The 25253-nt window shown below is 43.4% G+C and carries 26 protein-coding genes and 1 tRNA gene; 9 read left to right on the top strand and 18 right to left on the bottom strand.

Annotated elements, in window-relative coordinates; translation table 11 throughout:
* Position 1: 1 nt before the first annotated feature.
* Together LEP1GSC050_RS17535 and LEP1GSC050_RS17540 are read right to left on the bottom strand one after the other, a co-directional pair.
* Complete coding sequence (locus LEP1GSC050_RS17535; protein ID WP_010569660.1) at positions 2-883, bottom strand: metallophosphoesterase family protein; 882 nt, start codon at positions 881-883, stop codon at positions 2-4.
* Entirely contained in the window at positions 880-1140 is a 261-nt protein-coding gene (locus tag LEP1GSC050_RS17540) for a lipoyl domain-containing protein (RefSeq protein ID WP_020987835.1), read from the bottom strand. Before LEP1GSC050_RS17540 ends, LEP1GSC050_RS17535 begins: the two co-directional genes overlap by 4 nt.
* Positions 1141-1209: 69 nt before the next feature.
* Here LEP1GSC050_RS17540 and LEP1GSC050_RS17545 point away from each other — a divergent pair, with 69 nt between their 5' ends.
* Entirely contained in the window at positions 1210-2043 is an 834-nt protein-coding gene (locus tag LEP1GSC050_RS17545) for a hypothetical protein (protein ID WP_010569662.1), read from the top strand.
* Between the two features lie 92 nt (positions 2044-2135).
* Here LEP1GSC050_RS17545 and hslU read toward each other — a convergent pair whose 3' ends face one another.
* The 6 genes from hslU to LEP1GSC050_RS17575 all read right to left on the bottom strand — a co-directional run bounded on the left by hslU (position 2136) and on the right by LEP1GSC050_RS17575 (position 7578).
* Positions 2136-3581, bottom strand: coding sequence for an ATP-dependent protease ATPase subunit HslU (gene hslU, locus LEP1GSC050_RS17550; RefSeq protein ID WP_010569663.1), 1446 nt, complete (start codon positions 3579-3581; stop codon positions 2136-2138).
* Positions 3578-4141: an ATP-dependent protease subunit HslV gene (gene hslV / locus LEP1GSC050_RS17555; protein WP_010569664.1), complete on the bottom strand. Its 564-nt coding sequence runs from the start codon at positions 4139-4141 to the stop codon at positions 3578-3580. Before hslV ends, hslU begins: the two co-directional genes overlap by 4 nt.
* A complete protein-coding gene (locus LEP1GSC050_RS17560) occupies positions 4110-5063 on the bottom strand; it encodes a tyrosine-type recombinase/integrase (RefSeq protein WP_010569665.1) in 954 nt (317 codons plus the stop codon). The genes hslV and LEP1GSC050_RS17560 overlap by 32 nt, the downstream gene beginning before the upstream one ends.
* Before the next feature lie 93 nt (positions 5064-5156).
* Positions 5157-5726 carry an aminoacyl-tRNA hydrolase gene (gene pth / locus LEP1GSC050_RS17565; RefSeq protein WP_010569666.1) on the bottom strand — a complete coding sequence of 190 codons (570 nt, stop codon included), beginning with the start codon at positions 5724-5726 and terminating at the stop codon, positions 5157-5159.
* Entirely contained in the window at positions 5714-7264 is a 1551-nt protein-coding gene (cimA, locus tag LEP1GSC050_RS17570; protein ID WP_010569667.1) for a (R)-citramalate synthase CimA, read from the bottom strand. Before cimA ends, pth begins: the two co-directional genes overlap by 13 nt.
* On the bottom strand, positions 7261-7578 hold the full coding sequence (locus LEP1GSC050_RS17575; RefSeq protein ID WP_010569668.1) for a Smr/MutS family protein: 318 nt from the start codon (positions 7576-7578) through the stop codon (positions 7261-7263). The genes cimA and LEP1GSC050_RS17575 overlap by 4 nt, the downstream gene beginning before the upstream one ends.
* A gap of 123 nt (positions 7579-7701) precedes the next feature.
* Between LEP1GSC050_RS17575 and LEP1GSC050_RS17580 the strand changes: the two genes are divergently transcribed.
* Positions 7702-9243 carry a phosphatase domain-containing protein gene (locus LEP1GSC050_RS17580; protein ID WP_010569669.1) on the top strand — a complete coding sequence of 514 codons (1542 nt, stop codon included), beginning with the start codon at positions 7702-7704 and terminating at the stop codon, positions 9241-9243.
* 1 nt (position 9244) lies between these two features.
* Here the strand turns inward: LEP1GSC050_RS17580 and LEP1GSC050_RS17585 are convergent, their stop codons facing one another.
* Positions 9245-9886 (bottom strand): DedA family protein, encoded by a 642-nt coding sequence (locus tag LEP1GSC050_RS17585; RefSeq protein WP_010569670.1) that lies wholly within the window; start codon positions 9884-9886, stop codon positions 9245-9247.
* Between the two features lie 143 nt (positions 9887-10029).
* Here LEP1GSC050_RS17585 and LEP1GSC050_RS17590 point away from each other — a divergent pair, with 143 nt between their 5' ends.
* The 6 genes from LEP1GSC050_RS17590 (at position 10030) to LEP1GSC050_RS17615 (ending at position 14102) form a co-directional block, all read left to right on the top strand.
* Positions 10030-10455, top strand: coding sequence for a hypothetical protein (locus LEP1GSC050_RS17590; protein WP_232225817.1), 426 nt, complete (start codon positions 10030-10032; stop codon positions 10453-10455).
* Complete coding sequence (locus LEP1GSC050_RS17595) at positions 10455-11570, top strand: AI-2E family transporter (RefSeq protein ID WP_020987918.1); 1116 nt, start codon at positions 10455-10457, stop codon at positions 11568-11570. Before LEP1GSC050_RS17590 ends, LEP1GSC050_RS17595 begins: the two co-directional genes overlap by 1 nt.
* Before the next feature lie 21 nt (positions 11571-11591).
* A complete protein-coding gene (gene xseA / locus LEP1GSC050_RS17600) occupies positions 11592-12881 on the top strand; it encodes an exodeoxyribonuclease VII large subunit (protein ID WP_010569672.1) in 1290 nt (429 codons plus the stop codon).
* Entirely contained in the window at positions 12865-13152 is a 288-nt protein-coding gene (locus LEP1GSC050_RS17605) for an exodeoxyribonuclease VII small subunit (protein WP_010569673.1), read from the top strand. Before xseA ends, LEP1GSC050_RS17605 begins: the two co-directional genes overlap by 17 nt.
* Before the next feature lie 151 nt (positions 13153-13303).
* Positions 13304-13663, top strand: coding sequence for a DUF5684 domain-containing protein (locus LEP1GSC050_RS17610; RefSeq protein ID WP_010569674.1), 360 nt, complete (start codon positions 13304-13306; stop codon positions 13661-13663).
* Complete coding sequence (locus LEP1GSC050_RS17615) at positions 13629-14102, top strand: DUF2752 domain-containing protein (protein ID WP_010569675.1); 474 nt, start codon at positions 13629-13631, stop codon at positions 14100-14102. The genes LEP1GSC050_RS17610 and LEP1GSC050_RS17615 overlap by 35 nt, the downstream gene beginning before the upstream one ends.
* Positions 14103-14111: 9 nt before the next feature.
* Here LEP1GSC050_RS17615 and LEP1GSC050_RS17620 read toward each other — a convergent pair whose 3' ends face one another.
* Positions 14112-14597, bottom strand: coding sequence for a hypothetical protein (locus tag LEP1GSC050_RS17620; RefSeq protein WP_010569676.1), 486 nt, complete (start codon positions 14595-14597; stop codon positions 14112-14114).
* A 331-nt stretch (positions 14598-14928) separates the two neighbouring features.
* A tRNA-Asn gene (locus LEP1GSC050_RS17625) sits at positions 14929-15004 on the bottom strand.
* Between the two features lie 219 nt (positions 15005-15223).
* Here LEP1GSC050_RS17625 and LEP1GSC050_RS17630 point away from each other — a divergent pair.
* A complete protein-coding gene (locus LEP1GSC050_RS17630; RefSeq protein WP_010569677.1) occupies positions 15224-18826 on the top strand; it encodes a vitamin B12-dependent ribonucleotide reductase in 3603 nt (1200 codons plus the stop codon).
* A 383-nt stretch (positions 18827-19209) separates the two neighbouring features.
* Here LEP1GSC050_RS17630 and gspN read toward each other — a convergent pair whose 3' ends face one another.
* The 7 genes from gspN to LEP1GSC050_RS17665 are packed head-to-tail and all read right to left on the bottom strand — an operon-like array spanning position 19210 to position 25249.
* Positions 19210-20151 carry a type II secretion system protein GspN gene (gene gspN / locus LEP1GSC050_RS17635; protein ID WP_010569678.1) on the bottom strand — a complete coding sequence of 314 codons (942 nt, stop codon included), beginning with the start codon at positions 20149-20151 and terminating at the stop codon, positions 19210-19212.
* Between the two features lie 6 nt (positions 20152-20157).
* Entirely contained in the window at positions 20158-20682 is a 525-nt protein-coding gene (locus LEP1GSC050_RS17640) for a hypothetical protein (RefSeq protein ID WP_010569679.1), read from the bottom strand.
* Positions 20683-20697: 15 nt separating this feature from the next.
* The gene (pilM, locus tag LEP1GSC050_RS17645; RefSeq protein ID WP_010569680.1) at positions 20698-22317 is read right to left on the bottom strand and encodes a pilus assembly protein PilM; all 1620 of its coding nucleotides are present in this window, start codon (positions 22315-22317) and stop codon (positions 20698-20700) included.
* Positions 22317-23453 (bottom strand): type II secretion system minor pseudopilin, encoded by a 1137-nt coding sequence (locus LEP1GSC050_RS17650; protein ID WP_010569681.1) that lies wholly within the window; start codon positions 23451-23453, stop codon positions 22317-22319. Before LEP1GSC050_RS17650 ends, pilM begins: the two co-directional genes overlap by 1 nt.
* Complete coding sequence (locus tag LEP1GSC050_RS17655) at positions 23450-24151, bottom strand: type II secretion system protein GspJ (RefSeq protein WP_010569682.1); 702 nt, start codon at positions 24149-24151, stop codon at positions 23450-23452. Before LEP1GSC050_RS17655 ends, LEP1GSC050_RS17650 begins: the two co-directional genes overlap by 4 nt.
* A complete protein-coding gene (locus LEP1GSC050_RS17660) occupies positions 24151-24711 on the bottom strand; it encodes a type IV pilus modification PilV family protein (protein ID WP_010569683.1) in 561 nt (186 codons plus the stop codon). The genes LEP1GSC050_RS17655 and LEP1GSC050_RS17660 overlap by 1 nt, the downstream gene beginning before the upstream one ends.
* A complete protein-coding gene (locus tag LEP1GSC050_RS17665) occupies positions 24683-25249 on the bottom strand; it encodes a type II secretion system protein (protein ID WP_010569684.1) in 567 nt (188 codons plus the stop codon). The genes LEP1GSC050_RS17660 and LEP1GSC050_RS17665 overlap by 29 nt, the downstream gene beginning before the upstream one ends.
* Positions 25250-25253 lie beyond the last annotated feature (4 nt).

Below are 25253 nucleotides of genomic sequence, written 5' to 3' on the forward strand. Positions count from 1 at the left end.
TTTATTCCTTTTCTTCGTAAGAGATCGTTTGCGCTTCTATAAACTTGGACATGTCTTCCGAGTAGGTAAAGCGCGTGATTTCGGTGCTTTCATTATTAATTTCTAGGAAGTGAAACCCGCAATCATGCCTTGCATCGGAAATCCGAGTGCTGGAAGCGGAATTCACCACATAATACGGTTTTTCTTTATCCGGGGATTTTACCCAGTTAGTATGAACATGCCCATGCAAATAGGCTATCGGGGGATTCCCCTTTAATAATTCCGCTATTTCTTCCCGATTGCGCATCTTATGCCCGCCCGATTCCTGCCTTTCGGGAGGGTTCCAAATCGGGTGATGGCAAACGAGGACGTATTGACTCGCCTTTCTATTATGCAAGAAAGCTAATGCGTCCCGCACGATACTCGGGTCCACATATCCATACGCGTTTAAGACAGAGAGAGGCTTATTCGAATCTAATCCGATTAAATAGAGAGGCCCTATTTTTTTCCAACGCAGGTAGCCTTTTGATCCTTCCACAGGATCCCCCATCCATCTGGAAAAAAACCTTTCATAATACGGCTCCGATCCCCTGACTGCGGCGCGCGTATATCGATCATGGTTTCCAGGGATCATGAAAGTTTTGTCGTTTAATATTGGTCTTAAGTATTCTAGAGAACCGAAATATTCCGTGATATGCGCGACATTCGTAATATCTCCGGAGATAACAATTCCATCCGGATTCAAAGAAAGCACTTTCTCGACTAGCGATTCCCATAAATAGATCGGATACTTTCTTTTACGCCGAAGGGTGTAATTTAAGTACCCCGGTACCATCTTTCCTTTGAGACTCGACAAAGGAAGGTGTACTGGAAAGTGCAGGTCCGATAAATGGACCAATTTCACTCGGTTTTTTCCCTCCGAATCACGCCTAAAATTTCTCCTTTTGATACGATGGAACCTTTCTCTTTTAGAATTTGTGACAGAGTGCCATGAATCGGAGACTCCATTGGGAAAGAGGCCTTATCGGTAACTAATTCGCACACCTCTTGACCGATCTCAATTGTATCTCCTCGCTTCGCATTCCATCGAACGAGTTCAATTTTATCCGTATCGCCTAAATCAGGAGTGATTAGTTCGAAATCGTCGGTTTTTGGTATCATATTCGTAAAACCAGCTTGCCGAATAGAGTCCAGCCGCCATCGTGTACTAAATTTTCCAAGTTCCCTCTTATGGCAAACCAGAAATCTGTCCTCAAAGGGGCTGAAATCCTCCGAAACATCTCTGATCTTAAAAAGAGAAAGTTCTTTCATTTACGATTGAAAGGGCTTACGAAACCAACGCGAGATATTCTCTCCGAGTTGGTAAACGGGATCCTAGAAGAAGTCGGAGCGAATCCCTTAGCGGCTTTCCACCTTTTCAGCGGGTTGATGGAAGCACTTCTTAACGCAATTAAAGGTAATATTCGTCATATTATCTTTCGCGATGAACTCTTGAAAAAAATAGCCAATCTTGGCGATTCTCAAGAAGAAGCCGAAGAACTTTTAGAAGTGATTCTAGATACTTCTCCTCTCCGCGATGCGATGCAACGATACGTTGTTCCGGATAAGATCAAGAAGCAGGTGCAAAATGTGCTGCAGCTTGAAGATCGAATTCGCGCAAAAAAACAAACTCTCGTTCCGGAAGAAAAGGAATTTCTAACGGATATTCGGTCCAAGCTCGAAAAGAATCGAATGAATATTTCCGTTAAGATTCGGATCACGAACGATGAGTTGAATTTGCGAATTCGAAACGATTCTCCCATTCATAATATGGATTTCGGTAGAATTGAAGAATCTCGATTAAAGCATAAGGAATTGTACGATCAGGGTAACTCTGCTGATTTTTTCCGTCCGGAATTTTTGGATGAGAAAGAGAGCGCGGGCTTTGGAATCGCAATGATTGACGAAGGTTTCTATACGATGGGTCTAAATCCATTGGATCTTCTGACGATTACTTCGGGAAGTAGAACTACCACAGTTTATATGAGATATCCTATCTCCGCTCTCAAAGAACTGACCTTCTAAAAAACCGGCTAGTTTTTCTTGTGCTCCTCCATGAGTTCGTTCGGGATAAGATAATGATAGTATCCGATCCCGAACGAACTAGAAAGCTCATTCTATAGAATATAGCGACTAAGGTCCTTATCTTCTACGATTCCCTTTAGTTTAGATTCCACGTAGGATTTATCAACGAGCACCTTTCTCTTTTCGGCAGGAAGATCCGGACCTTCGAAGCTTACGTCTTCCAATAGTCGTTCCATAATCGTATTTAATCTTCTGGCGCCGATATTTTCGTGTTTCTCGTTCATATCATAAGCCATACGAGCGATTTCTCGGATACCGTCCACGGAGAACTCTACTTCGATTCCGTCGGTTCTTAACAGAGCCTGATATTGACGTGTTAAGGAAGAACGCGGTGCAGTCAGAATTTTTTCGAAATCTTCCATGGAAAGTTTTTCCAATTCCACCCTGATCGGAAATCTTCCTTGCAGTTCCGGAATTAAATCGGAAGGCTTTGACATATGAAATGCGCCGGCGGCAATGAAGAGTATATGATCGGTAGCGATCGGACCGATCTTGGTATTGACGGTAGCTCCTTCCACGATCGGAAGTAGATCTCTTTGCACTCCTTCTCGAGAAACATCCGCACCTGATCTTCCTTCCCGTCCCGCAATCTTATCAATCTCGTCCAAAAAAACGATTCCCATTTCTTCTAATCTTTTTTGGGCTTCTCGTTGCACCTTTTCCGGATCCAGCAATTTCTCGGCTTCCGTTTCTTCTAGTATTTTTAGCGCTTCTTGGATCGGGAGTTTTCTTTTTTTCTGCTTCTTAGGCATCAAATCGCCTAGAACATTTTGAATATGATTATCCAAATCTTCCATATTGCCGGCTCCGAAAACTTGAAGCATCGGAATTCCTTGCGGACCGGCTTGAGGTAAATCTATCTCGACCTCTTGATCGTCTAGTTTTCCCGATCGAAGTTTTTTACGCATCGTTTCCCTAGTTTCCGAAAAACGGCGTTTACGCTCCTCCTCGTCGACAGTTGTCGCGAATCCGATGGAAGGAGAATGAGGATCCGGACTCGGCTTGGAAGGGAACGGTAAAAGTATATCTAGAAGAGCTTCTTCGGCGCCTTCTTTAGCTTTGGTTTCTACTTCCTTTCTAAATTCCTGCTTCACTAAATTAAGAGATACCATTGCAAGATCACGAATTATACTTTCCACGTCTCGTCCGACGTAACCCACTTCGGTAAACTTCGTGCTTTCCACTTTTAGAAAGGGAGCTCCACAAAGCTTGGAAAGTCTTCTTGCAATTTCGGTCTTTCCAACGCCCGTTGGACCGATCATGATGATGTTCTTCGGATAGATCTCTTCTCTGATTTCCGGATCTAATTTACGCCTACGCGTCCTGTTGCGTAAAGCAATCGCAACCGCCTTCTTCGCGTTTTTTTGTCCGATAATATGCTCGTCCAATCTTGCGACGATTTCTCTCGGAGTGAGATCCTCTTCACGAAGCCTAGGTTCGTCAGGGACGATATTCGTTAAATGATTGCTATCGCTCATTGGCTGATTTCCTCGACGACAATATTATGATTCGTGTAAATACAGATATCGGCTGCGATACGCATCGATTCTTTCGCTATATCCACCGGCTCCAATTGGGTATTGGAATACAAGGCTCTTGCCGCAGCTAAGGCGTAATTGCCGCCCGAACCGATCGCAAGAATCCCGTCATCCGGCGAGATAACATCCCCAGTTCCCGAAACGAGGAACGATTCGTCTTTATCGGCTACGATTAGCATAGCTTCCAAACGACGAAGCATTCTATCGGTTCTCCATTCGCGAGCAAGTTCCACTGCGCTTCTGGAGAGACTTCCGCCGAACTCATGGACTTTCTTCTCGAATAGCTCGAATAAGGTGAACGCGTCCGCCGCCGAACCTGCAAAGCCGGAAACGATTTTATCTCCGTACAATTTTCGGACTTTTCTTGCTGAATTTTTCATGACGGTGTTTCCAAAGGAAACCTGACCGTCTCCGGCAATGGCTACTTTTCCGTTCCTACGAACACAAAGAATGGTAGTTGCGTATATTTTACTGGGATGATGGATCGATTCGTTTTGCATGCGGGTGAGCCTTTCGGTAAACCTCTTTTATCTTTTCCTTACTAACACTCAGATAAACCTGAGTAGTGGAAAGGGAGGAATGGCCCAAAAGCTCCTGGACTGCACGGATATCCGCACCCGCATCAAGCAAGTCCGTAGCAAAGGTGTGTCGGAATTTGTGGGGGGTGATGGGTTTGTCCCATCCCATCCGTTTCCTTCTTTCGTTCAGAATATAACGGACCCCCCTGGTCGTCAGTTTCTTTCCCTTTTGGTTCAGAAAAATTTCATCGCATTGGGGGCGAAACCTCGGTCGGACTTCCAAGTATGCAGTGAGACTTTCAATCGCCTCTTTTCCAAGATAAGCAAATCTTTCTTTGCGACGCTTTCCCAACACTTTTAAGATCGTATTGTCTCTTGAAAGCTGGGTTAAAGACGCATCGACAAGTTCGAAAACCCTAAGTCCGGTTGAATATAAAACTTCTATTATAGCCTTATCTCTCAAGTTCAAAATTTCGGAAGCTTTGCCGTCCTCGTATTCCAGGATTTCTTCGGTTTCTTCGATTCTGAAATTTTTAGGAACTTGTTTTCGTGTCTTTGGAAAATGGACGGAAAGAATCGGGTTACTTGGAACCAGACCGTCCTTTTGTAATACTTTATAAAATGTGCGAAGACTTGAGAGCTTTCTACTTTGCGTCTTTCGATCCAAACCTTGATTTTTGGAAAGGTAGGCGAAATATGATCGAACATAGACCGCTTCGAGTTGGTAGATATCGATCTGTTCGCGCTCGCTAAATTCGAAGAATGACTTTAGATCTAGAAGATATGCATTCAAGGTATTTTGGGAATAATTTTTTTCGACACGGAGATATTCGTGAAATCGTCGAGCGGCCTGGTTCAAGGTTTCTGAAGAAAACTCGGGCACTTTGATAGTGTATTCGCTCACTTGGATCTCCGTAAAAATGGTTCCCGCTCCCGAAACGGTTTGCTGTCCGACGACTAAGTCCTGTCCGGAACAGATTTGTTCGTAAGGGTTATTTTATTTATCGGTGACTTTACGAAAAAGGGTCTCTCTTTCCCGAATCCAATCTGCGATTTTTTGTTTGGATTGCTGGAAAAGACTCGGAAGTTGCTCTAGTTCTTCCTTGTTGAAATTCGAAAGAACGTGGTCCGCCGTTAAAGAACTGTCTCCCGGCTTGCCGACCCCGAATCGAAGCCGAAAGAAATCGGAGGCGCCTAATTTCTCGATGATGTCGCGAAGACCGTTATGGCCCCCGTGCCCTCCTCCTTGTTTGAATTTTATTTTTGAAAACGGGAAATCGACTTCATCATGGACGATTAGAATATTCTCCGCAGAAACCCCGTTTTTTCGGGCCAAGTCCGCAATGGCTCGTCCCGAAAGATTCATAAACTCCAAGGGTTTTAGAAGAAAGATCGAGCTCCCGTTCCGATCGATTCTGGCTTTTTCCTCTTTATTGGATTTTTGGAAACTAGCTCCCCATTCTTCCGCAAGATCGTCTACCAGCAGAAATCCTACGTTGTGACGGTTTCTCTCGTATCTAGCTCCGGGATTTCCAAGGCCTACGATTAAGAGTTTTAGTTGTGCCATGCTTGAAGGATTAGGTTCAACATTTTTTCCGTAGCGAGTACGGCGGCTATCGTTTGATCGCAATGAACCCCGATAGTTTTGAAATTATCTTCCTCATGATTTTCCGGAGCCCGATTCCAGGTAATCATCGTTTCTACGAGGGCATCGGTTTTTCCCCCGGGGGGAATTCGTACTTCATAGTCGACGAGTCTAGGCATCGTTACCCCTGCCTGATTAAGGATTCCGGTAAGAGCGGTCATAAATGCGTCGTAACCTCCGTCCCCTTCTCCCTTGCCTGAAAATTTTTTTCCATTTAATTCTAAATCGACTTGGGCGGTCGGTCTCGTTCCTAAACCGGAATTGAGTTTGCAACCGGTAATCTTCAGAGCTTGGTTACTAGTGCCTCCGGATACGTCGGCAATCAGGAAAGGTAGATCTTCAGGAGTGACAGTTTTATTTTGATCTCCTAATTCGATTACCTTTTCCAATACTTTGCGTTCGATGTCCGGCGAAAGTACCATTCCTAATTGTCTTAAATTTTCAGAGATGCTGGCTTTTCCGGCCAACTTGCCCAAAGCGTAACTACGTTTTCTACCAAACCGTTCCGGAAGGATCGGATTCGCATAAAGATTTCCTTTTTTATCACCGTCCGCGTGAACTCCGGCGGTTTGTGTAAACACATCCTCTCCTACGACGGGTCGGTTAGCGGAAATACGTTTTCCGCTGAAGGTTTCTACAAGACGGCTTGCCTCGGTGATCGACTTTTCATCGATTCCCGTTATCACTTTTCCTTTGTCATGCAGGGCCGTGATTACCGCTTCTAATGGGGAATTCCCGGCTCGCTCTCCTAATCCGTTTACGCTTACGTGAACTCCCTTCACTCCGGCTTTAACCGCAAAGAGACAATTCGCAACGGATAAGTCGTAATCGTTGTGTCCGTGGAATTCAAAATGAAGATGCGGATATAACTTTACTAGTGCATTGACTCCTTCGAAGGTTTCGTCGGGGGAAAGTACCCCCAGAGTATCCGGAAGAAAGATTTTTCCCACAGTCTCCCGGGATAGATGTTTTACGAAATCCAATACATATTGAGGGCTGTTTAGGTAACCGTTCGACCAATCTTCCAGATAGATGTTAACCGAGAGACCGTTATTTACCGCATATCGTATCGTTTCCGAAACTTCGGAAAAATGTTCTTTCGGAGATTTCTTCAACTGACCTTCGAGATGCTTTAGCGAACCTTTCGTTAGCAGATTTAGAGTTTTTGCCCCGGCGGCTAAAATCCAATCGACACTTTGGCGAGAGTCCACGAATCCCAGAATTTCGATTCTGTTTTCAAGACTTTCTGAGTTTGCCCAACGCATAATTCCTCGAACGCTTTCTAGCTCTCCTTGAGAAACTCGTGCGGATGCGATTTCAACTCGATCCACCTTGAGATTTTGGAGCAAAAATTTGGCTATATTCAGTTTTTCTGATGCGGAAAAGCTGACACCTCTTGTTTGCTCCCCGTCCCTGAGAGTCACGTCGAGTATTTGGATTTTCGATTTAGAATCTGTCATCTTAGGTATTTTTTTAGATCCTGAGCGGAAGGACCCATAATTTCAATCAAAGTGGAACCGGGATTTCCGATAAAAAGTCCCCCGTCTTCCAAGACCTTTAAAAAATCGTGGTTCTGGATATAATCCTCGGTCATTCGTTTCAAGACCCCTTCGCCTATCCCGTGTACTACTTCTACCAACGTTTCCCCTTTTAAGAACGCGTCTTGAATACCCGAGTCCAAAAGTCGATAGGCTTCTTCGAACCGGAGCTTTCGGATATAGATTACCTTCGGTCCTTTTTCTCTTCCGTTGCCTGGACGTCTCGACTTGGGCATCGTAGGACCATACTAGCAGTTTGTTTCGGGACGAAAACAAAGAAATTGGATTTTCTGCTTTCCCTTTGGGAACCCCATGATACAGTTTCCTTTCTCTAAAACTGTTTAAGGAATCCGCAACACGTGACAGAGGAACCGGAACGTAAACTTCCCCGATATACTGATAAAAGAAGGGCCGCGATTTGCGGTGGAACTCTAGGAAGGGAGAATCGCTATTATATCCGCGGACAGGTTTTAGACCTGAGCATTACGGAAGAAATGAAAGATTCTTCCCGCTGGAATCTTTTAACAGGCTTATTCGAGGGTCAGGAAAAGGAAATTACCCCGTTTTTAGATTACGGGTTAGAGTCGGTAAGAAAACCGATTCTGTTAGCCGAGATTGTGGACGAATCCGGTATCGTCGTGCATCGGTCCCCCGAAATTCGGGGTGATGAAAGCGGGTTTTTCTTTCACGAATTCACTTTTCCTTTAGCGCCCGGAAATTACGTATTTCATATTCACTTCTTAAAGCCGGATTCGTACCGACAGTTCGGAAAGGATTTAGCCTACTTAAATATTCCAGGTAAGCATGAGATTGTTGCGCAAAGTCTGATCGGCAAAGGCGCACTAAGAATTTTACCGGAAGATTATTCCGGATTGGTAACGACTTCGGATATCGATCAAACCTATCTTGCGACGGATATCCATTCTAATAAAGGCAAAATTTCCACGTTATTCGAAACTCCGGAACAAAAATTACCTTTGCCCGGTATGCCGACATTCCTAAATGAATTACGTGAAAACACGAACGATACCCCGCTTTGTTTTATCTCAGCGAGTCCTCATTTCTTTAGGCGAACGCTGTTGCAAACGTTTCGTTCCCAGGGAATCAAAACCGAATCTCTCCATTTAAAATATCTGGAAGGAACGATTAAAGGAATGGTGGATAAATTTTGGGACTCCCTTTCTCATCCGACTCGGTTTTTGACTGACGGTGTTTGGGGGGCCTTGGAACGAGTTCGAAAATTCGCAGGGTCCTCCTTCCAAAGTCTATTCGATCAACTCGCGTATAAGCTGACTATTTTACTTCGAGATAGAATTTACCTACCGAAGGATGCGAAGGAACTGTTATTAGGAGATAACACCGAAAGCGATTATTTAATTTTTACTCTCTACCAAATGATTCTTTCCGGAGTTCTGGAAGGTAAGGACTTGGAAGATTTTTTATACCGATTGAATTTTCTGGGACGGGATGCGATCACAAGAGATAATGCCAAATTGATTCGGGAGTTGGCCGAAGAAAACAGAAGAATTCATGGGGATCTAAATCCTGTAGAACTCGTCTTAATTAACAAAACCGAATTAGGTCCCCCGTCCGAAGAAATGCGTTGGAATGTCCAAAGTGCGTTGCCGACCGGTATCGATCCTTGGAAAATGAAAGGCATAAAGCCTTATATTCCCACCGACGGTGCGTTGGGTTTTTCGCTGATCCTGGTTTATTACGGAATTCTTGACCTTTCTTCGGTAATAAAAATTGCCGGTGAGATGGCTGGGGAATGGTTTGAGGATAAGGTGATAGATTCCGACGCCTTGCTGGAGCTAGCGCAAAAAATCGAATTACCGGAAGAAGTCAAAGAGCTTCATCAAAGATTCTTGGAAACTCTAAAACAAGCCTTAGGAACCTGACTTAAGGGGCCTTGGTTTTGGATTTGTTTTTGTGCCGATAGATTAGGAATCCTATACCTGCCGACACTAGTAAAATGGAAATAATCTCGTTGTATACCGCTAAAAATTCGACGACGATTTCCCAATGACTTCCTAAATAATGGCCGGCATAAATAAGAATCCCGCACCAAATTGAAACCGCTATAGAAAAGCAGGAAAAGAATAGAATCGGATTCATCTCCACCATTCCTGCAACAATCGAAACGAAGAATCGAATTCCCGCAGAAAATCGGGAGAAGACGACTACGATCACGCTATTTCTGGAAAACCAGTTTAGAGTCTTTTGAATGGCTTCTTCATCATAAAGCTCGGCTTTAAACGGAAAGTTTCTATGCTTTAACCAGGCAAGAAGGTGATGTCCGAAGGAATACATAAGCCAAGCGCCTATGAGATTTCCAACCAAAGTACTTGTGAATAAAGACCAAAAACCGATCTTTCCTCGTGCGAGTAAAAATCCTCCGAAAGCAGTTACGGTATCTCCCGGCCAGGGAGGAAAAACATTTTCGGTCAAATTGGACAGGGCGAAGAACAGCCAAACTAAAATAGGAGGCAGGTTGGCTACCCAATCGAGAAGATATTCTAAGGTTGATTCGAATCCGGCCATTGGGCTTAAGAAAAGGATTGTCAAGGGCGGCCCGTTCGATTCAACTAAAATTCGTGAATCTCAATCGTTTCCGAACCGCGAAAATTGTTTTCTTTCTTTTAATATTCTGTTTTGCCCTCCCTTCCCTTGCGCAGGAGGAAACCTTGCCTAATTTTACCGAGCAGGACCCTCTTCCCCAGCGAGCGACAAAGGAGAAACCTCGTATTTTTAGACACAATCGGTTGACCTATCAGGAAAATCCGTACAAGGCACCCTCTTCGATTCCTTCGGATTTCGTACCGAGGGAATCTAAATTGTTATTTTCCACCGAATTAAAGTCCGAAAGAATTTTTGAAACTAGAGAATCGGCGATAATCTTAAATCATTCTTTGTCCAAAGAACGATTGGAGATTTATTACGAAACGGTATTTTCCTACCTGAATTTTAAAGTATTACAAAATCAGAAATCACCTGAAAAAAGCGTTTATTTGGTGGAAGGCATGAATCGGAAAACGGTAGCGGTTTCGATTTCCCCCGATGGAACCGGGTCTCTGGTGAAATTGTTTTACAGAAAGTCAGGAGGATTTTGATGGCTGGCCGGGAAGGAACCGATGATCCGAATAGAACCGCGTTTAACATACTTCTGACGATACTATTCCTAGGTGCGGGAGCGCTATTATTTTTCGTTCTTCGTCCTTATTTTTACTCTTCGCTCGTTGCATTGATTTTGTATCTGGCAACGAGAAAACAGTATAAACAATTACGTAAATTGATCGGGCTTAAACTCGATTTTCTAGCTCCCTGGATTATGATCGGTTTCGTATGTATGATCGTTTTATTACCTTCCTATTTCGTCATACGTACGCTGATAGACGAGTCGTTATCCATCTTATTTAAGATACGAATTTCCTTGTCGGAAGACAAGATTATCGAAACCCTAATGAGCCTGAATATGCTCACCGATTTGGTCACTGATAATCCTTTTTTTTGGGTGAAGTTACCTGAAATTTACGGAGATTTTGCCCGTAATTATATCGATATTCTAAACTTAGATAGTTTGTACGCGGTTCTTAGTAACGCTTCCTCATTAATACTTGGATCCATCGATTTGCCCGCCGGTATTATCATGAATCTATTCTTTTCTCTACTCCTTCTGTTTTTTCTTTATCAAGACGGTAAAAAGGTGGAGAGATTTATTTTGGATAATCTTCCCTTTTCCCGCGAATTGGAAGAGCAAGTCGGTCGAAAAATCGCATCCGCAGTACAAACGGTCTTTCGAGGAAATCTGATCGTTTCCATTATGCAAGGGGCGGCGGTTTACGCATTGCTTATATTTGCACGCATTTCAAACCCGTTTCTGTACGCTAGTTTGGCCGCCTTCTTTTCGATCATACCGGTTATCGGAACCTCGGTAGTTTGGTTACCGATCGGTTTGTACATTATGTTCATCGAAAATAATATAGTAGGCGCGAGCTTATTTATGATTGCCGGACTTACCTTTTATTTGGTGCTCGAAAACGTGGTCAAACCTAAGATGCTGGATAAAAAACTAAGAATCCATCCCCTACTCGTTTTTCTCTCGCTAATCGGAGGGATCCAGCAATTCGGAATCATGGGACTAGTATTGGGGCCGGTAGCGGTCACTCTGATCGTTATACTTTGGGATTTCTGGAAGTTGTATCGAAAAGACTTTTTTGTACGATGAGGAAAGGCTGACGGAATTATCGTGGAAGAATCAAAACCGCTTTCCGTATCGGAAGTCAACTCTATCGTCAAACAACTTTTAACCGGACCGGATCTACTCCGAAACGTCTGGGTTCAGGGAGAAGTCTCTAATCTTTCTAGATCCCATCAAGGTCATATTTATTTTAATTTAAAAGATCCTAAATCCCTATTGGCATGCACTTTCTTTTCGTATAGTAACGGACGGTACAAGGGGCGACCTTTGGAAAACGGGATGGAGGTCCGAGCTTACGGAAGTATTTCCGTCTATGAGCCCAGGGGCCAATATAACTTAAACGTAGCCAAAGTCGAGGAAGTCGGCCAAGGAGACCTTCTCCTTAAAATCGAAGCCTTAAAGCGGAAACTCGCAGCCCAAGGATTTTTCGATCCTGAACGAAAGAAAGAATTACCACCATTTCCCTGGACAATCGGCGTAGCAACTTCGCCAACCGGTGCCGCAATCGAAGATATCATTCGAATCGCTAAGCAGCGCTTTCCTAAGATTAATATTCTAATTTCTCCATGTCTCGTGCAAGGAGACGGCGCCCCGGATTCCATCGTAAGCGCGATTCGAGAATTGAACGACCCCGCTTGGAACGTCGACGTTATCATAGCAGGAAGGGGCGGCGGAAGTTTCGAGGATTTGATCGCATTCAACGATGAAAAAGTTGTTTTAGCGTTTGCAGAATCTAGAGTTCCGATCGTGTCCGCAGTAGGTCATCAAATCGATTCGGTGCTTTCCGATCTTGCTGCAGATGCTTTTGCACCGACTCCTACCGCTGCGGCCGAAGTCGTGGTTCCGGAGATGGAGGTAGTAGAATCGGAATTGATGGAGTTTGAAGCTCGTTTAGAAACGGCATTAAAAAACCAAATGAGATACTTAGCGGAGCGATTGAGAATTTTAACCAATAAGATGGCATTTACCGATCCTAAGTCCATGTTGAATGAGAGAATTCTTCGATTGGATGAAACGAGTTCCAGAATTCAATTATTGAGTAAGAATTTTATAATGCAAGCGGGCAATCGGTTACTCCCCTATTCTACGGGATTGCCGATGACTTTCAGAGCTCTTTTGGAAAGGAAAAGGAAAGAATTTCAACTTTTAGCGGGTAAAGTCGAGGGACTTTCCCCGCTCGGGACATTGAAACGCGGTTATTCCGTAGTTAGAACAAAAGGAAAAAAAGTCGTTACTTCTACAACTCAGGTGAAAATTGAGGAAGAACTCGAGGTAATCCTATCCGAGGGAAGACTTAGCGTCATAAATCGAGGTGAATTACATGGCAAAGAAGACTGATATTAGCTTCGAGCAAGCCTTATCCGAGCTGGAACAAATTGCTGAGAAATTGGAAAGAGGTCAATTAACCTTGGAAGAATCCATCAAAGCTTACGAGCGGGGAATGGAACTTCGAAGTCTATGCCAGGGAATTTTGGCGGAGGCAGAAGGCAAAATTGAATATTTATCAAAATCGGCGTCCGGAGAAACCCAAAAGAAAACGGCTTCTCCCAAAAACGAGGGCTCGACTCGGGCTGCAAATCCGCCGTCCGAAGACGACGAGCTATTTTAGGTTTTTAAATCATATAAATTCGTAATTTTGCCTTATTAAGCGACTTCGCAATTCGAACGAATCTCCTGAAATTTAGTCATTTTTTTCTTGATTTATTTTCAAAAACTGTAATTTTTCCGAAATTCTTTAATAATTTGGGAGCATAAAATATATGGAAGGCAATTCCGGAGTCGGAATCGTAGGGATCTTAGTATACACGGTCATAATCGTCGCTTTTCTGGCCGCGAACTGGAAGATATATGAGAAAGCTGGAAAACCCGGCTGGTCGGCAATTATCCCCATTTACAACCTTGTGGTTCTCATGGAAATTGTGGGAAAACCGGTTTGGTGGGTAATCCTATTCTTTGTACCTTGCGTAAACTTAGTCGTGTTCATATTGGTGGCGATAGAGCTTGCAAAAGCGTTCGGGAAATCGGCTGGATTTGCCGTACTGTTCTTTGTAGTGGGAATTGGCTATTTTATCCTCGGATTCTCGGATGCAAAATACCAAGGTCCTGCAAAAGCAGCCTAATCAATTGATTTCAATAGAAAACCGGCTTCAGTTTGGAGTCGGTTTTTCTTTCTTTTCAAGATTCGCTAGATCCAGACCTCTCCTAACTTTTTTGTTAGGAATAGTCGCCGTAATATCGTTTTCATTCTATCTTTCCTTAGACACCGAATCGGACCGCTGGTTTACGCTTTGCTGGTGGAAGCAATTAACCGGCTCGGATTGTCCCGGTTGCGGAATCGGCAGATCTTTGGTTTGCTTTTTCAGAGGAGAAATTTCCGCGTCCTGGAAATACCATCCTTTCGGGATTCCGCTGGGAAGCTCATTTGTTCTACTCTTTGCAATGTTTTGTAAAATGACGGCCGAACAATGGGATTCGTTTCTTTCGGGAAAAGTTTTCACTCTATATGCATTCAGTTTCGGTATTTCCCTTTTTACTTGGTTCTTATTCGTAAAACCTTGAATATCATATTTATTGAATACTCAGCGTAAAGCCGCCGCCCGTGCTGACCGGAACAACAACACAACGAATTGCGAGATTTGTAGTAGATACGTTCGAAATCGTATCGTTCCCGATATTTTCGCTTCTAAGCTCGACTTTACTAAAGTCCGAAGGCGTTAACGTATATCCTTCCGCACCGATCCAAAGATCCGCTTCCCCCGAACTGACCGATACTGTAAACTTTTCCGTAGAAGTGCTGTCCCCTACGAATTTATAAAAATAGTACGTAAAGTTTTGGCTGGTAACCGGGGTGCTACTTCCTCGCAGTATTGTTGTAATAGAAGAATCGGCACAGCCCTGAGTCGGAACAGGAGTAAAGCTGGCGCCGTATGCGGAATATAATAACGCTGCTGCAGAATCGTTAGTACTGCTGGAACTACTATTATTAGTATGGCAAGTCCATAGAACTGCCGGCAATAAGTAAAAAAGAATAAAAGGGACTTTGTCGATTCGCACTAAGCGCTCTCCCAAATCGATGGCTACGTATAAGTTAAGAACCTGCTCGGGGTCATTCGGCTCCCTAAAAAGAAGAATGGTTCGGAAATTGTATCTGAAAATATACCGGGATTTGAATCTCAGTCGGACTCATTTTGAACCGGATTTCTAATTCTAATTCGCGGAGAAATTTAATGAGAACGACATCTTTTATATTCAGGAATAAAACGAAAAAATAACCTGAAATTAACTAAACAAATGATTGCTTCTTTAGTCTAAAATGAAAGCAATAAAAACGGTAGGAACGCTAGAAATGAGCGGATTTTAGAAGAAGTAGATAGGATTGCCCGAGTGGCTCCCCCTGCTGGGCTCGAACCAGCGACCCAATGATTAACAGTCATTTGCTCTACCGACTGAGCTAAAGGGGAGTTTCCTCGGTACGACGCCTATTTTTTCGAATCGGGGTAGGTTGGCAATGAAATTTCTTTGAGACATAGCCATTTTTCAAACGGGAATGAGTCGAGAAAATTCAGCCAAAACGAGAACTGTTTGTAAAAAATGCTTTGGTAGATTTGGAAAGTCGAGATAGCGTGACATAATCCAAAAACGCAATATATCCGACCGGAGTTTCATATGAGGAGCATGCTATGAAGCTAAATAGACATTTCACTAAGCCAACTGAAGGCTTTTCCGCAGAACTTAAATGGGCCAAACGAAATTCTAGGATTTCGAACCCAGACGGTTCCGTTGTTTTTGAAGCCAAAGACATTCTTGTTCCCGAACAATGGTCGCAAGTTGCCGTGGATATCCTCGCTCAGAAGTATTTTCGACGAAAAGGTATTCCTAAATATTTAAAACGTGTGGAAGAAAAAGGGATACCGCATTGGTTGCAACGCTCCGAACCGGACATGGAGAAATTGGAATCCTTGAAACCGGAAGATCGCTTCGGCGGCGAAACCTCCGCTCTGCAAGTGTTCGAACGCTTGGCCGGTTGTTGGACCTATTGGGGCTATAAATACGGATATTTTACGGATGAAGATAGTGCCAAAGTCTTCTTTGATGAAGTTGTTTTCATGCTCGCTTCTCAAATGGCCGCTCCTAATTCCCCTCAATGGTTTAATACCGGCCTTCATTGGGCTTATGGAATCGACGGAAAATCCCAAGGGCATTTTTACGTAGATCCAAAAACGGGAAAACTTGTTAAATCAGCATCCGCTTATGAACATCCGCAACCTCACGCATGCTTTATTCAGAGCGTGGACGATGATCTCGTAAACGAAGGCGGGATCATGGATCTTTGGGTTCGCGAGGCTCGCCTATTCAAATACGGTTCCGGAACTGGAACGAATTTCTCCAATCTGCGTGCAGAAAATGAGTCCTTATCCGGAGGAGGAAAAAGCTCCGGTCTAATGAGCTTCTTAAAAATCGGAGATAGAGCTGCAGGAGCAATAAAGTCCGGGGGTACCACTCGTCGAGCCGCGAAGATGGTTTGTTTGGACGTGGATCATCCTGATATCGATCGTTTCGTAGATTGGAAAGTTGAAGAAGAAAAGAAAGTCGCCTCTCTAGTTACCGGTTCGATACTCAATAATCGCCATCTGAATGCGATTATGAAAACCTGTTACGAGGTTGAAGGTTCCGACCGCTTCGATCCTAAAAAAAATGCGGCTTTAAAAAAAGCCATCCTCGAGGCCAAGAAAGTCTTAATTCCGGATAATTATATCAAGCGAGTGATCGATCTCGCTAAACAAGGATATAAAGAAATCTTATTTGAAGAGTTGACTACGGATTGGCAATCGGAAGCGTACAATACCGTTTCAGGCCAGAACAGTAATAACTCTGTTCGCTTACCGAACGAATTCATGACTGCCGTCGAGCAAGACCAAGCTTGGCATCTTTACAATCGTACTGAAAAAGAAAAAGCGCTTAAGGAAAAACGATCTCCAAAACCTTCGAAAACGATCCGTGCTCGTGAACTTTGGGATCGAATTTCCTATGCGGCCTGGTCTTCCGCGGATCCAGGAACCCAATATCATACGACGATCAACGAATGGCATACATGTCCTGAAGACGGGGATATTCATGCATCTAATCCTTGTTCAGAGTATATGTTCTTGGACAATACCGCTTGTAATTTAGCTTCTGCGAATCTTCAGAAGTTTATTAATCCGGAAACTCTTATTTTTGATGTGGAAGGGTTTCGTTATCTTTGCAGCCTTTGGACGATTATTTTAGAAATCTCGGTTACTATGGCGCAATTTCCTTCGAAGGAGATCGCGGAACTTTCTTACAAGTTCCGAACTCTCGGTTTGGGATATGCAAATCTAGGGTCTGCTTTGATGATTATGGGGATTCCGTATGATTCTAAGGAAGCTATGGCGATCACCGGTGCAATAACCAGCATTATGCACATGACCGCCTACTCTGTATCTGCGGAAATGGCTAAGGAATTAGGTCCATTTGCAGGATACGAAAAAAACAAGAAGCATATGCTTCGCGTAATACGAAATCATCGTAGAGCAGCTTATAATGCCCCTTCTCAGGATTATGAAGGACTCACGATTAAACCAGTAGGAATCGATCCGGCGTTCTGCCCCTCGTATTTACTAAAAGCCGCTCAAGAGGATTCCGACACAGCTCAGGAGTTGGGAGAAAAATTCGGATACCGCAATGCACAGGTCACCGTAATTGCTCCTACTGGAACTATCGGTTTAGTTATGGATTGCGATACTACAGGTATCGAACCTGATTTTGCATTGGTGAAATTCAAAAAATTAGCCGGCGGTGGTTACTTTAAAATCATCAATCAATCCGTTCCACTAGCCTTGAAAAAGCTAGGTTATTCTCCTGCAGAGATCGAATCGATTATCAACTACTGTAAAGGCCATGCTACGTTAAACGGTGCTCCGGTAGTTAATACGCAAAGCTTGAAGGAAAAAGGTTTTACCAATGAAATTTTGGAAAAGGTTGAGACATCTTTACCTTTAGCGTTCGATATTAATTTCGCTTTCAATAAATTCAATCTGGGAGAGGACTTCCTGCATAAGAACCTAGGTATTTCGAAAGAAACTTATGATTCCTTTGGATTTAATCTTTTGGAATACTTAGGCTTTTCGAAGGACGATATTAATAAAGCCAACGACTACGTTTGCGGAACGATGACTATCGAGAATGCACCGTATCTGAAAGAGAAAGATTATCCGGTATTTGATTGCGCAAATAAATGCGGAAAATACGGAAAGCGTTACCTTTCCTACGAATCGCATATTCGAATCATGGCGGCGGCTCAGCCTTTTATCAGCGGAGCAATTTCAAAAACAATCAACCTTCCTGAAGATGCGACGGTCGAAGATATTAAAAACGCATATTATCTTTCTTGGAAAGCAATGATCAAAGCTAACGCTCTTTATCGCGACGGCTCTAAACTTTCACAACCTTTAAATTCGGTTCTCGAACTATTGAACGGAATCGAACTTGAAGATCAGGAGGAAATCGCCGAAGCTGCGGTGTCGAAAGATCCGATGCAATTTGCGGAAAAGATCGTTTATAAATATATCTCTCATCGCCGTAAATTACCGAATCGCAGGGCGGGCTATACGCAAAAAGCGGTTGTCGGTGGACACAAAGTATATCTACGAACCGGAGAATACGAGGACGGCCAAATTGGAGAAATCTTTGTCGATATGCACAAGGAAGGCGCCGCATTCCGGAGCTTGATGAACGCATTTGCGATTTCGGTTTCTTTAGGACTTCAACATGGAGTGCCTTTAGAGGAATTTGTGGATGCTTTTACCTTCTTCAAATTTGAACCGAACGGAATCGTTACAGGAAATAAACATATTAAAATGAGTACTTCCGTAATTGACTTTATCTTCAGAGAACTTGCGATTACCTATTTGGGCAGATATGACCTAGGTCAAGTCGCACCTGAAGATCTTCGCGGTGACGAAATCGGATCTAGAAAATCTTCAGAATCGATTCGGCAGACGACCACCTCTTCAACCCAATCGGTTTCTACAGGATCGTCTTTCTCGGATGTTCCGCGTTCCGAACCGGAAACTATTTCTTATTCCCAGATGATTGCTAAGGAAAAACCTTCTTCGGGACTTGCCTTGATGGAAGAAATTAAGATGGCTAGGATCAAGGGGTACACCGGCGATTCTTGTACGGAATGCGGGTCCTTTGAAATGGTTCGAAACGGGTCTTGCTTAAAATGCATGTCCTGCGGTGCGACCACCGGGTGTTCTTGATTTATAGATAGAGGTGCAGGTTATAGAAATTTAAGAATTAAGTAATCTACTACCTTTCAATTCTAACGCTTCGAAAAGCCCCTCGCGATTCATTTCGCTTGGGGCTTTTTTGCTGGCGGGATGGTTCCGAGTCAGATGCATCGCATAGGCTATTTGCGAATTTACATACGCGGTCTCGTCTCAGTGCTTTACAGCTGATCTTTCAGAGTTCGAAAATTGAAAAGAGTGCAACTATCTGAATAACGAATATTCGAATTAGAAAAGACAAAAGACGTAGATATTATAGTGGAAAATTTTCTTCATTATAATATCGCAATATATTAATCTCTCTTAAGGAAAACTAAAAGCAGGACCGCTATGCGATGATAAATTAATTACAAAGATCACGGGGGCGGGCCGATTGGCGGCGGTCCAGGAGGACCCCCGTTTAAACCCGGAATTTTAATTTCCGGCTTTTGCAAAATTCCAGTGATCGGGAGACATTTGCCTCCTCCACTCTTTTCTAAAAGTGCAAGCATTCCGACGATATCTTCCCGTTCCAAGGCGAAATTGCGTTCTAATTCAAGGCAAACTTTCAGGTTTAATTGGGAAAAACCGAATGAATCTGAAAGCCGAATATTTCCGGTTATATCGAAACGCGCAATCGAGGTATCCAAGACAAATTCGTCTATATCCAAATTCCCTTGATTCAGTCTAGATTTAAGCGATAATTTATTGATTCTAAAATTCTCAAGTTTATCCAGAACAGGGAGTTCCGGTAAACCTGGCAGAAATCCTCTGCTTCCGGAAGGCATCGCTATTTGAAAAGATCCGCTCTGTCGGCTTGCGGGCAAAGTTATGGAATCTAATTTTAAGAAACCTTTTAAGGAATCGATCGTGCCGAGAGGATTTCCGTCGTAATCAAGTTTGATTCCCGAAATCTGAAATTCTCCGTTTATCTTCTTGCGAAGTAAAGAAATAAGGCCTGCTTGAATACTTGCTTCGTTGGCCTTGGCGCGAACGCTCGGGCCGCTAATTTCCAGGGATTTTGCGGAAATTTCGCCAAATATAATAGAAACTTTAAGTTCTCTGAAAGATAAGCCCGATGGGCCTCCCGGACCGGAGTTGATTGCACTTCGAACTATATTTTCGTAGGGAAATAATAGAAAAGAGAAGAAAAGAAAGAAAAAAGTCCCTAACCCGACTAAGAGCAATTTTTGTTTTAAGCTAAAACGTGGAGAGATCTCCTCCTCTACCTCTTCCGGGAGTTCTTCCAATTCCATAGTGAGAAATTCTTCTTCCTCATTTGAAATAGCTTCGTCCTCTCGTATTTTCTCTCGCGGCATCCTGTATTACCTGGCCTTACCACTGTATGCGGCGATTTTCATATTTACGTCATAAGTACTACGATCTTGGTACGGCTTACTGACTTGAAAGAACTCTACTTTCGCGTTAACACGTTTGTTTTTATCGATATCGTAAACGACTTTCATCATCGATTCCAAAGTGACGCCTCGAAAATTCACGTCGAAAATCAAAACTTGATATTTTCCCTTGTCGATATCCTTTGCCGGAATGGGTTTCATGGTTGAAATTCTATCTTTCACTCCATGATCTAAAAATATTTTTTCAAGTTTGCCCGAGAATTCGCTTGGATCTCTCTCTCCACCAGTCGTGTCTAACGTGCTAAAATATAAGTATTCGCCGATGATTTTGTCCAACTTGGTAAGTTGGCCGGGAGTATCGTTGACCGTATCCGACAAATCGGTCCTTAATTTGTAAATTTTCCTTCCGGCGACGAAAAGCAAGACTATAATCGCCATTCCACAGGCGATTAAAAGAAGAAGGCGTTCCCGTGGTTCTAATTTCTGCCACATAAAACCTACATAGGCTTAAAGTTCGGACTCGCCGAGCTTAGAGGCCACCTCCATCTTGATTGTGAAACTGACTTTATATGTTTTGAGTCCAGGGTTGATCCTGTTGTCCTCGATCGTGATTTTTTTGAACATCTGAGAGTTTTCCAACGATCTTTGAATTATTCCAATTTCGGAATATTCATTTACCCTTCCTTGGATTGAAACGTGTCCGTTGTCGTAGGTAAGACTATGAAATTGAAAAGCTTGCAATCCGGGATCCGGAAATTTCGTAGAAATTTCGTAGAAGACATCTAAGATGCTAGGTTTCGACAAATACTTACGATAGAGTTCGGTTCGACCCTTTGCTTCATCTTTTAATTTTCTCGCATATTCCAGAGGATCGGCGTCCGCGGGAACCGTTGTGCCGATGCTGGACTTTATTTTTTCGGCTAGTATTCTATTTGCGGCGGCAAGCTTGCGCTTATCGGAAACTATGCCCAGAAAAAAAACGCTCAAAAAGAGAGCTACGGAAACTCCTGCTAAGATTAAATGCGGGTAAAATGCGGATAAATCGAAGAGATTTTTGTTTAACCGTTTTACGTAAGGCGTTTCTAAAAAATCCACTTTCGATTTTTTAGGGAGTGTAAGTTGGTAAGCCATTCCGTAGCAGGTCGCATAAAGATCCGGATTAACCGATAGAAAATCGTATCTACGAGTTTGAAGAGATAATCTCTCTCCTAAAAACGAATCCAAATCCCGGATTTTACTCCCTTCTCCCGAAATATAGATTGCTTCCGGTCTTTCGGTTTCCCCTACAGAAAGAAAGCTTCTTCGTGCCTCTTCCGCAACTCGATCGAAGAATTCCTGGACCACTGAAAATGCTTTTTTTACGTCCGCGATTTTTAATCGGTATTCTTTCGCAAATAAATTCAATCCGTCTTCCGGAGGGTGAAACGGTTCGAATTGCAGACTGGTTTTTAGCGAGTTCGCTTTTTCGAAGTCGATCTTGAGCGCTTTGGCAATCTCTTCGGTAAGCGTATCACCGCCAAGGGAAAGGAATCTCGTATGGACTATTTTCCCGTCCTTCGTAATATTGAGCAGACTTGTTTTTCCACCGATATCGATTTGTGCAATATTCGAAAACGGTATTTCTTTACCGATATGTTTTGCTATCAAAGAGCCGAGGCAGACGGAATCCACAAAAATCCCGCGAAAGACAGTCGAGCCTTCTCTAAATGGATCCGCTAGCGTATCGAATTCCGCGTGATGCGCCGTATAGGTAATAACATCCGATTTTTCTTGATCGATTCTCCAAATTGAACCTAGTACTTCGACCGTTTCCATCGGAAACGGAACCCTACTTTCGACCTCATAAGGTATCACTTCCTTAACCGCTTTTTCGGTGGTTAAAGGAATTGAAATTTCTCGTATGAAAAGTTTGTCCAATGATAAGGCTAGAACTAAAGAGGATTCTCCGGGAAAGTAAGTATTTAAAAACCTTTGTATATTGGTTTCATATTCTTTTTCTTCCATTCGCGAAATGGGCATCGATTCCGCTTTCAATAAGGTTAGGTTCCCCATAACTCTTTGAAAGAGCGCTCCCTTAATGGAGTGAGTACCATAATCGATGGTAAGGAATTTTTCGTAGAGGAACATCAATCCTCCCTATAATAAAGCATCATATTGTTTGTTAGATCGAAAATTCCCGAAATTCTACGGACAGCGATTTTACTCGAGGTTTCTCCCTCTGATTGTTTCCCCGAATCTAGGGGAACTTCTCCAACAGCGGTTATCTTGAAGACCTCTCCCTTAGTTTTGATCCTTCCACCAGACACATCGGTTCCCTCCCCGGCCAATTCTTTATAAAGAGTAATTCCTCCTACGGATGGAACCTGAAATTCGGGTAGATTTTCTATGTCTTTTGTGTCCTTGATATAGCCGCCTTTTTGAATCTTCAATTTTAGAATTTTCATAGCCGCCTGTCGGGTCATAAAATCGGATAGGGACATTAAAACGAAGTACGGTGCGGCATTCAAGTTGATTCTGTCGTCGTAATTCCGCTGGAAAGGCACGAACGCTGTCATATTATTCGCTAGCACAAAGTCCGCTTCTCCCACTAAGACTTTCTCTTCTTCTGACATGAAATCCTTGGAATACTTTTCGTCGTAGTCGGGAGGTTTATGAGAACCGTAAACGATTCTAGGGTCGAACCCTTTTACCGAAGTGAGCTCGGAAAGCGAATATAAATATGAGTTCTTTATTTTTCTCGGGGGGATTAGTTTCTGGTAGTAAGGAGCTTCGGTGCTTCCTTGGGAATCGTCGTCGATCCAATCGATTAAGGGCGTTAATAACTCTCTCTTTAAACCCAATCGTTCTAAAAGACGCTGTGCCATCTCTTGGTTTCGCAAATTGATATCTTTCGTATCCGCATTATAAATGGAGTTCAGATTTATTTTTCCATCTTCTCCTTGAATTTTATAATAGATGAATCCGCCTCCGAGAGGAACGGGAGGCGGACTCAGACCGATTCCGGATTTGTATAGTTGTTCTTCCGGAATTTTTCGTAATGCTCCAAGTCCGCCTTGGAAACCTGCTTTGGCCAGGAGTAGCGCTCTAAAGCCGGACATTTCGCCTTTCGATATTTTATATTCGCTCAAACTACGATCCGCAAAATCAAGCGTAGTTGTAATTGCCGCCATCCCGATTCCCGCAACAAGCAAAATTACGATCGCGCCACGTCTCCTTGAAAATCGAAGTCCTTTGTATCTTAAACCGTAACTACGAAGATTCATTTGTATAAAATCCCCGGAAATGCGAGTGTCTCGAATCTTCTTTCCTCGGTTCCGATTTTCGCGATTAGTTCGATGCGAATAAGTCTGGGAATATTCTTTGCTTCTCGGGAATCCCATTCTTCTTCCCATTTGGAACCGGTACGGGAAAACTTAAATGCAAGACTTTTAACGCCGTTGAGAAGAGTGTATTCTTGACCCCCCGCAAACGGGAATTTATCCACGATTTGATCTTCGCGTCTAATCAGAAGGTATCCCGGTGCATCTTCGTCTTTCTTTAGGAAATACTCCACTTCTCTCACTTCGGGTAACCCGGTCTCTTCCGAGTTAGGATGAGCGGCGGCAAATACGATAAAATAATCGTTACTGCTTTCTCTCGGGTGCTTATTTCCGTCTTCCGATTTGCGGCCCCGCCTACTCACGAATACGAGTCGCTTTTCGGTGGCGAAGAAAAAGGTCATTGCGAGCGTGCTTCTAATATTTTCCAGCGCTAACATTGCTTGCTGCTTGTCCGCGCCTTCTGCGCTGGAGTTATCTCTAGAAACTCTTAGCAGAGAAGTGTAAGTACCGAAGATCATTACCAAAAGTCCGCCGAGTAACATTGCAACGATCGATAATTCCAGTAACGTGAATCCTCGACGGAATCGTCCCTTCGTCGCAAAGAAAAATCGCTGACCTCCCAAATTCCTTGTACGAACCATTAGTTCATCGACGCCTTAAAAGTTTCGACAGTATACTTTTCTTTTTTAAGATCGCCCTGGCTGTTTCTTTCTCCAGTAGGATATTCGATCGTGACATAGATATGGAAAACTTTGATCAAACCTCCGGTCGCAGAACCTTGATTGTTTCCGGTTCTTTGGCTTATGAGTTTGTTCATTTCGGAATTACTGCCTCCGAGTAGGTCTTCGGGTTTTTTCCCGCCCTTCCCGGACAATTTCAGCAGATCCAGATCTTCTTCGTTTACTATTGTGCTATAACGGAAGCCACGATATCCCGGAATGTCTCCGGAAGAAACGTCTTTCTGTAATATACTCGCAGAGTCGATTTGCGCCATTTTTATCTTGGCTAAATGAACCGCCTCGGTCTGCAGGGTAGCTAATCTTCTTAAGCGAATTCCATCGCCGACCGTTCTTAATACAAAGGCGATCCAGCCTGCCGAGATCAGTAAGGCTATAGTGATTTCTATTAAGGTAAAGCCCGCCCTTTTTCCTTTACGTCGCTTGTTGCGCTTTTTAGAACTGGCTGGTACCGTTGTTTTCATTCTGTTTATACCAATCTAGTTCGTCTTGAGGAATTAAAGCCTCTCCATCTCTGATTTCGGATTTTCCGCCGTATCTCCTAACTATCAACGTCCTCTTGATTTCCGGGTCGGGTCCCAGATGTATATAAAAATCTTCGGCTATGGAAAGAGGAGAAAAAGGAATCCGAAGCTTACCCTTCACATAACGATATCCTCGTGCATCCATTATATCTACTATGGAGGAGGAAGACGGTAGATCCCGTTCCTGAAAGATCGGTTTTTCCTTCATCCCTTCTTCTCCTCGTTCGACTTCGATGACGGTATATTTCTCTTCGTCTATGTTTAGCTCTAAGAAAATCGTTCTCTGATTCAGCTTCGCTCGACGATAACAAAAAGTGACCACATCATGTAAAAGTATGGCCTCTTCCTGGGCTCCGGGAGTAAACATTTTTGCAACGGAAGGAAGAACTAAAATCATGATTGCGCCTATAATAAAAACGACGATCGCAATCTCGATTAGAGTAAAACCCGATCGGCTTGACCGCCTCCTTCCTCGCATCTAA

This window comes from Leptospira broomii serovar Hurstbridge str. 5399 (genome assembly GCF_000243715.2).
In the GTDB taxonomy this organism is placed as follows: domain Bacteria; phylum Spirochaetota; class Leptospiria; order Leptospirales; family Leptospiraceae; genus Leptospira_B; species Leptospira_B broomii.

Excerpts from the sequence above, each read along its gene's own strand:
- pth (WP_010569666.1), bottom strand. The coding sequence starts at position 5,726 with ATGGCACAACTAAAACTCTTAATCGTAGGCCTTGGAAATCCCGGAGCT.
- pilM (WP_010569680.1), bottom strand. The coding sequence starts at position 22,317 with ATGTTCCTCTACGAAAAATTCCTTACCATCGATTATGGTACTCACTCC.
- LEP1GSC050_RS17660 (WP_010569683.1), bottom strand. The coding sequence starts at position 24,711 with ATGAAAACAACGGTACCAGCCAGTTCTAAAAAGCGCAACAAGCGACGT.
- hslU (WP_010569663.1), bottom strand. The coding sequence starts at position 3,581 with ATGAGCGATAGCAATCATTTAACGAATATCGTCCCTGACGAACCTAGG.
- LEP1GSC050_RS17545 (WP_010569662.1), top strand. The coding sequence starts at position 1,210 with ATGGCAAACCAGAAATCTGTCCTCAAAGGGGCTGAAATCCTCCGAAAC.
- LEP1GSC050_RS17595 (WP_020987918.1), top strand. The coding sequence starts at position 10,455 with ATGGCTGGCCGGGAAGGAACCGATGATCCGAATAGAACCGCGTTTAAC.
- LEP1GSC050_RS17630 (WP_010569677.1), top strand. The coding sequence starts at position 15,224 with ATGAAGCTAAATAGACATTTCACTAAGCCAACTGAAGGCTTTTCCGCA.
- LEP1GSC050_RS17615 (WP_010569675.1), top strand. The coding sequence starts at position 13,629 with ATGCAAAATACCAAGGTCCTGCAAAAGCAGCCTAATCAATTGATTTCA.
- LEP1GSC050_RS17540 (WP_020987835.1), bottom strand. The coding sequence starts at position 1,140 with ATGATACCAAAAACCGACGATTTCGAACTAATCACTCCTGATTTAGGC.
- LEP1GSC050_RS17605 (WP_010569673.1), top strand. The coding sequence starts at position 12,865 with ATGGCAAAGAAGACTGATATTAGCTTCGAGCAAGCCTTATCCGAGCTG.
- LEP1GSC050_RS17575 (WP_010569668.1), bottom strand. The coding sequence starts at position 7,578 with ATGCCCAAGTCGAGACGTCCAGGCAACGGAAGAGAAAAAGGACCGAAG.
- LEP1GSC050_RS17585 (WP_010569670.1), bottom strand. The coding sequence starts at position 9,886 with ATGGCCGGATTCGAATCAACCTTAGAATATCTTCTCGATTGGGTAGCC.
- hslV (WP_010569664.1), bottom strand. The coding sequence starts at position 4,141 with ATGCAAAACGAATCGATCCATCATCCCAGTAAAATATACGCAACTACC.
- LEP1GSC050_RS17610 (WP_010569674.1), top strand. The coding sequence starts at position 13,304 with ATGGAAGGCAATTCCGGAGTCGGAATCGTAGGGATCTTAGTATACACG.
- LEP1GSC050_RS17655 (WP_010569682.1), bottom strand. The coding sequence starts at position 24,151 with ATGGTTCGTACAAGGAATTTGGGAGGTCAGCGATTTTTCTTTGCGACG.
- LEP1GSC050_RS17640 (WP_010569679.1), bottom strand. The coding sequence starts at position 20,682 with ATGTGGCAGAAATTAGAACCACGGGAACGCCTTCTTCTTTTAATCGCC.
- LEP1GSC050_RS17665 (WP_010569684.1), bottom strand. The coding sequence starts at position 25,249 with ATGCGAGGAAGGAGGCGGTCAAGCCGATCGGGTTTTACTCTAATCGAG.
- LEP1GSC050_RS17650 (WP_010569681.1), bottom strand. The coding sequence starts at position 23,453 with ATGAATCTTCGTAGTTACGGTTTAAGATACAAAGGACTTCGATTTTCA.
- gspN (WP_010569678.1), bottom strand. The coding sequence starts at position 20,151 with ATGCCGCGAGAGAAAATACGAGAGGACGAAGCTATTTCAAATGAGGAA.
- cimA (WP_010569667.1), bottom strand. The coding sequence starts at position 7,264 with ATGACAGATTCTAAATCGAAAATCCAAATACTCGACGTGACTCTCAGG.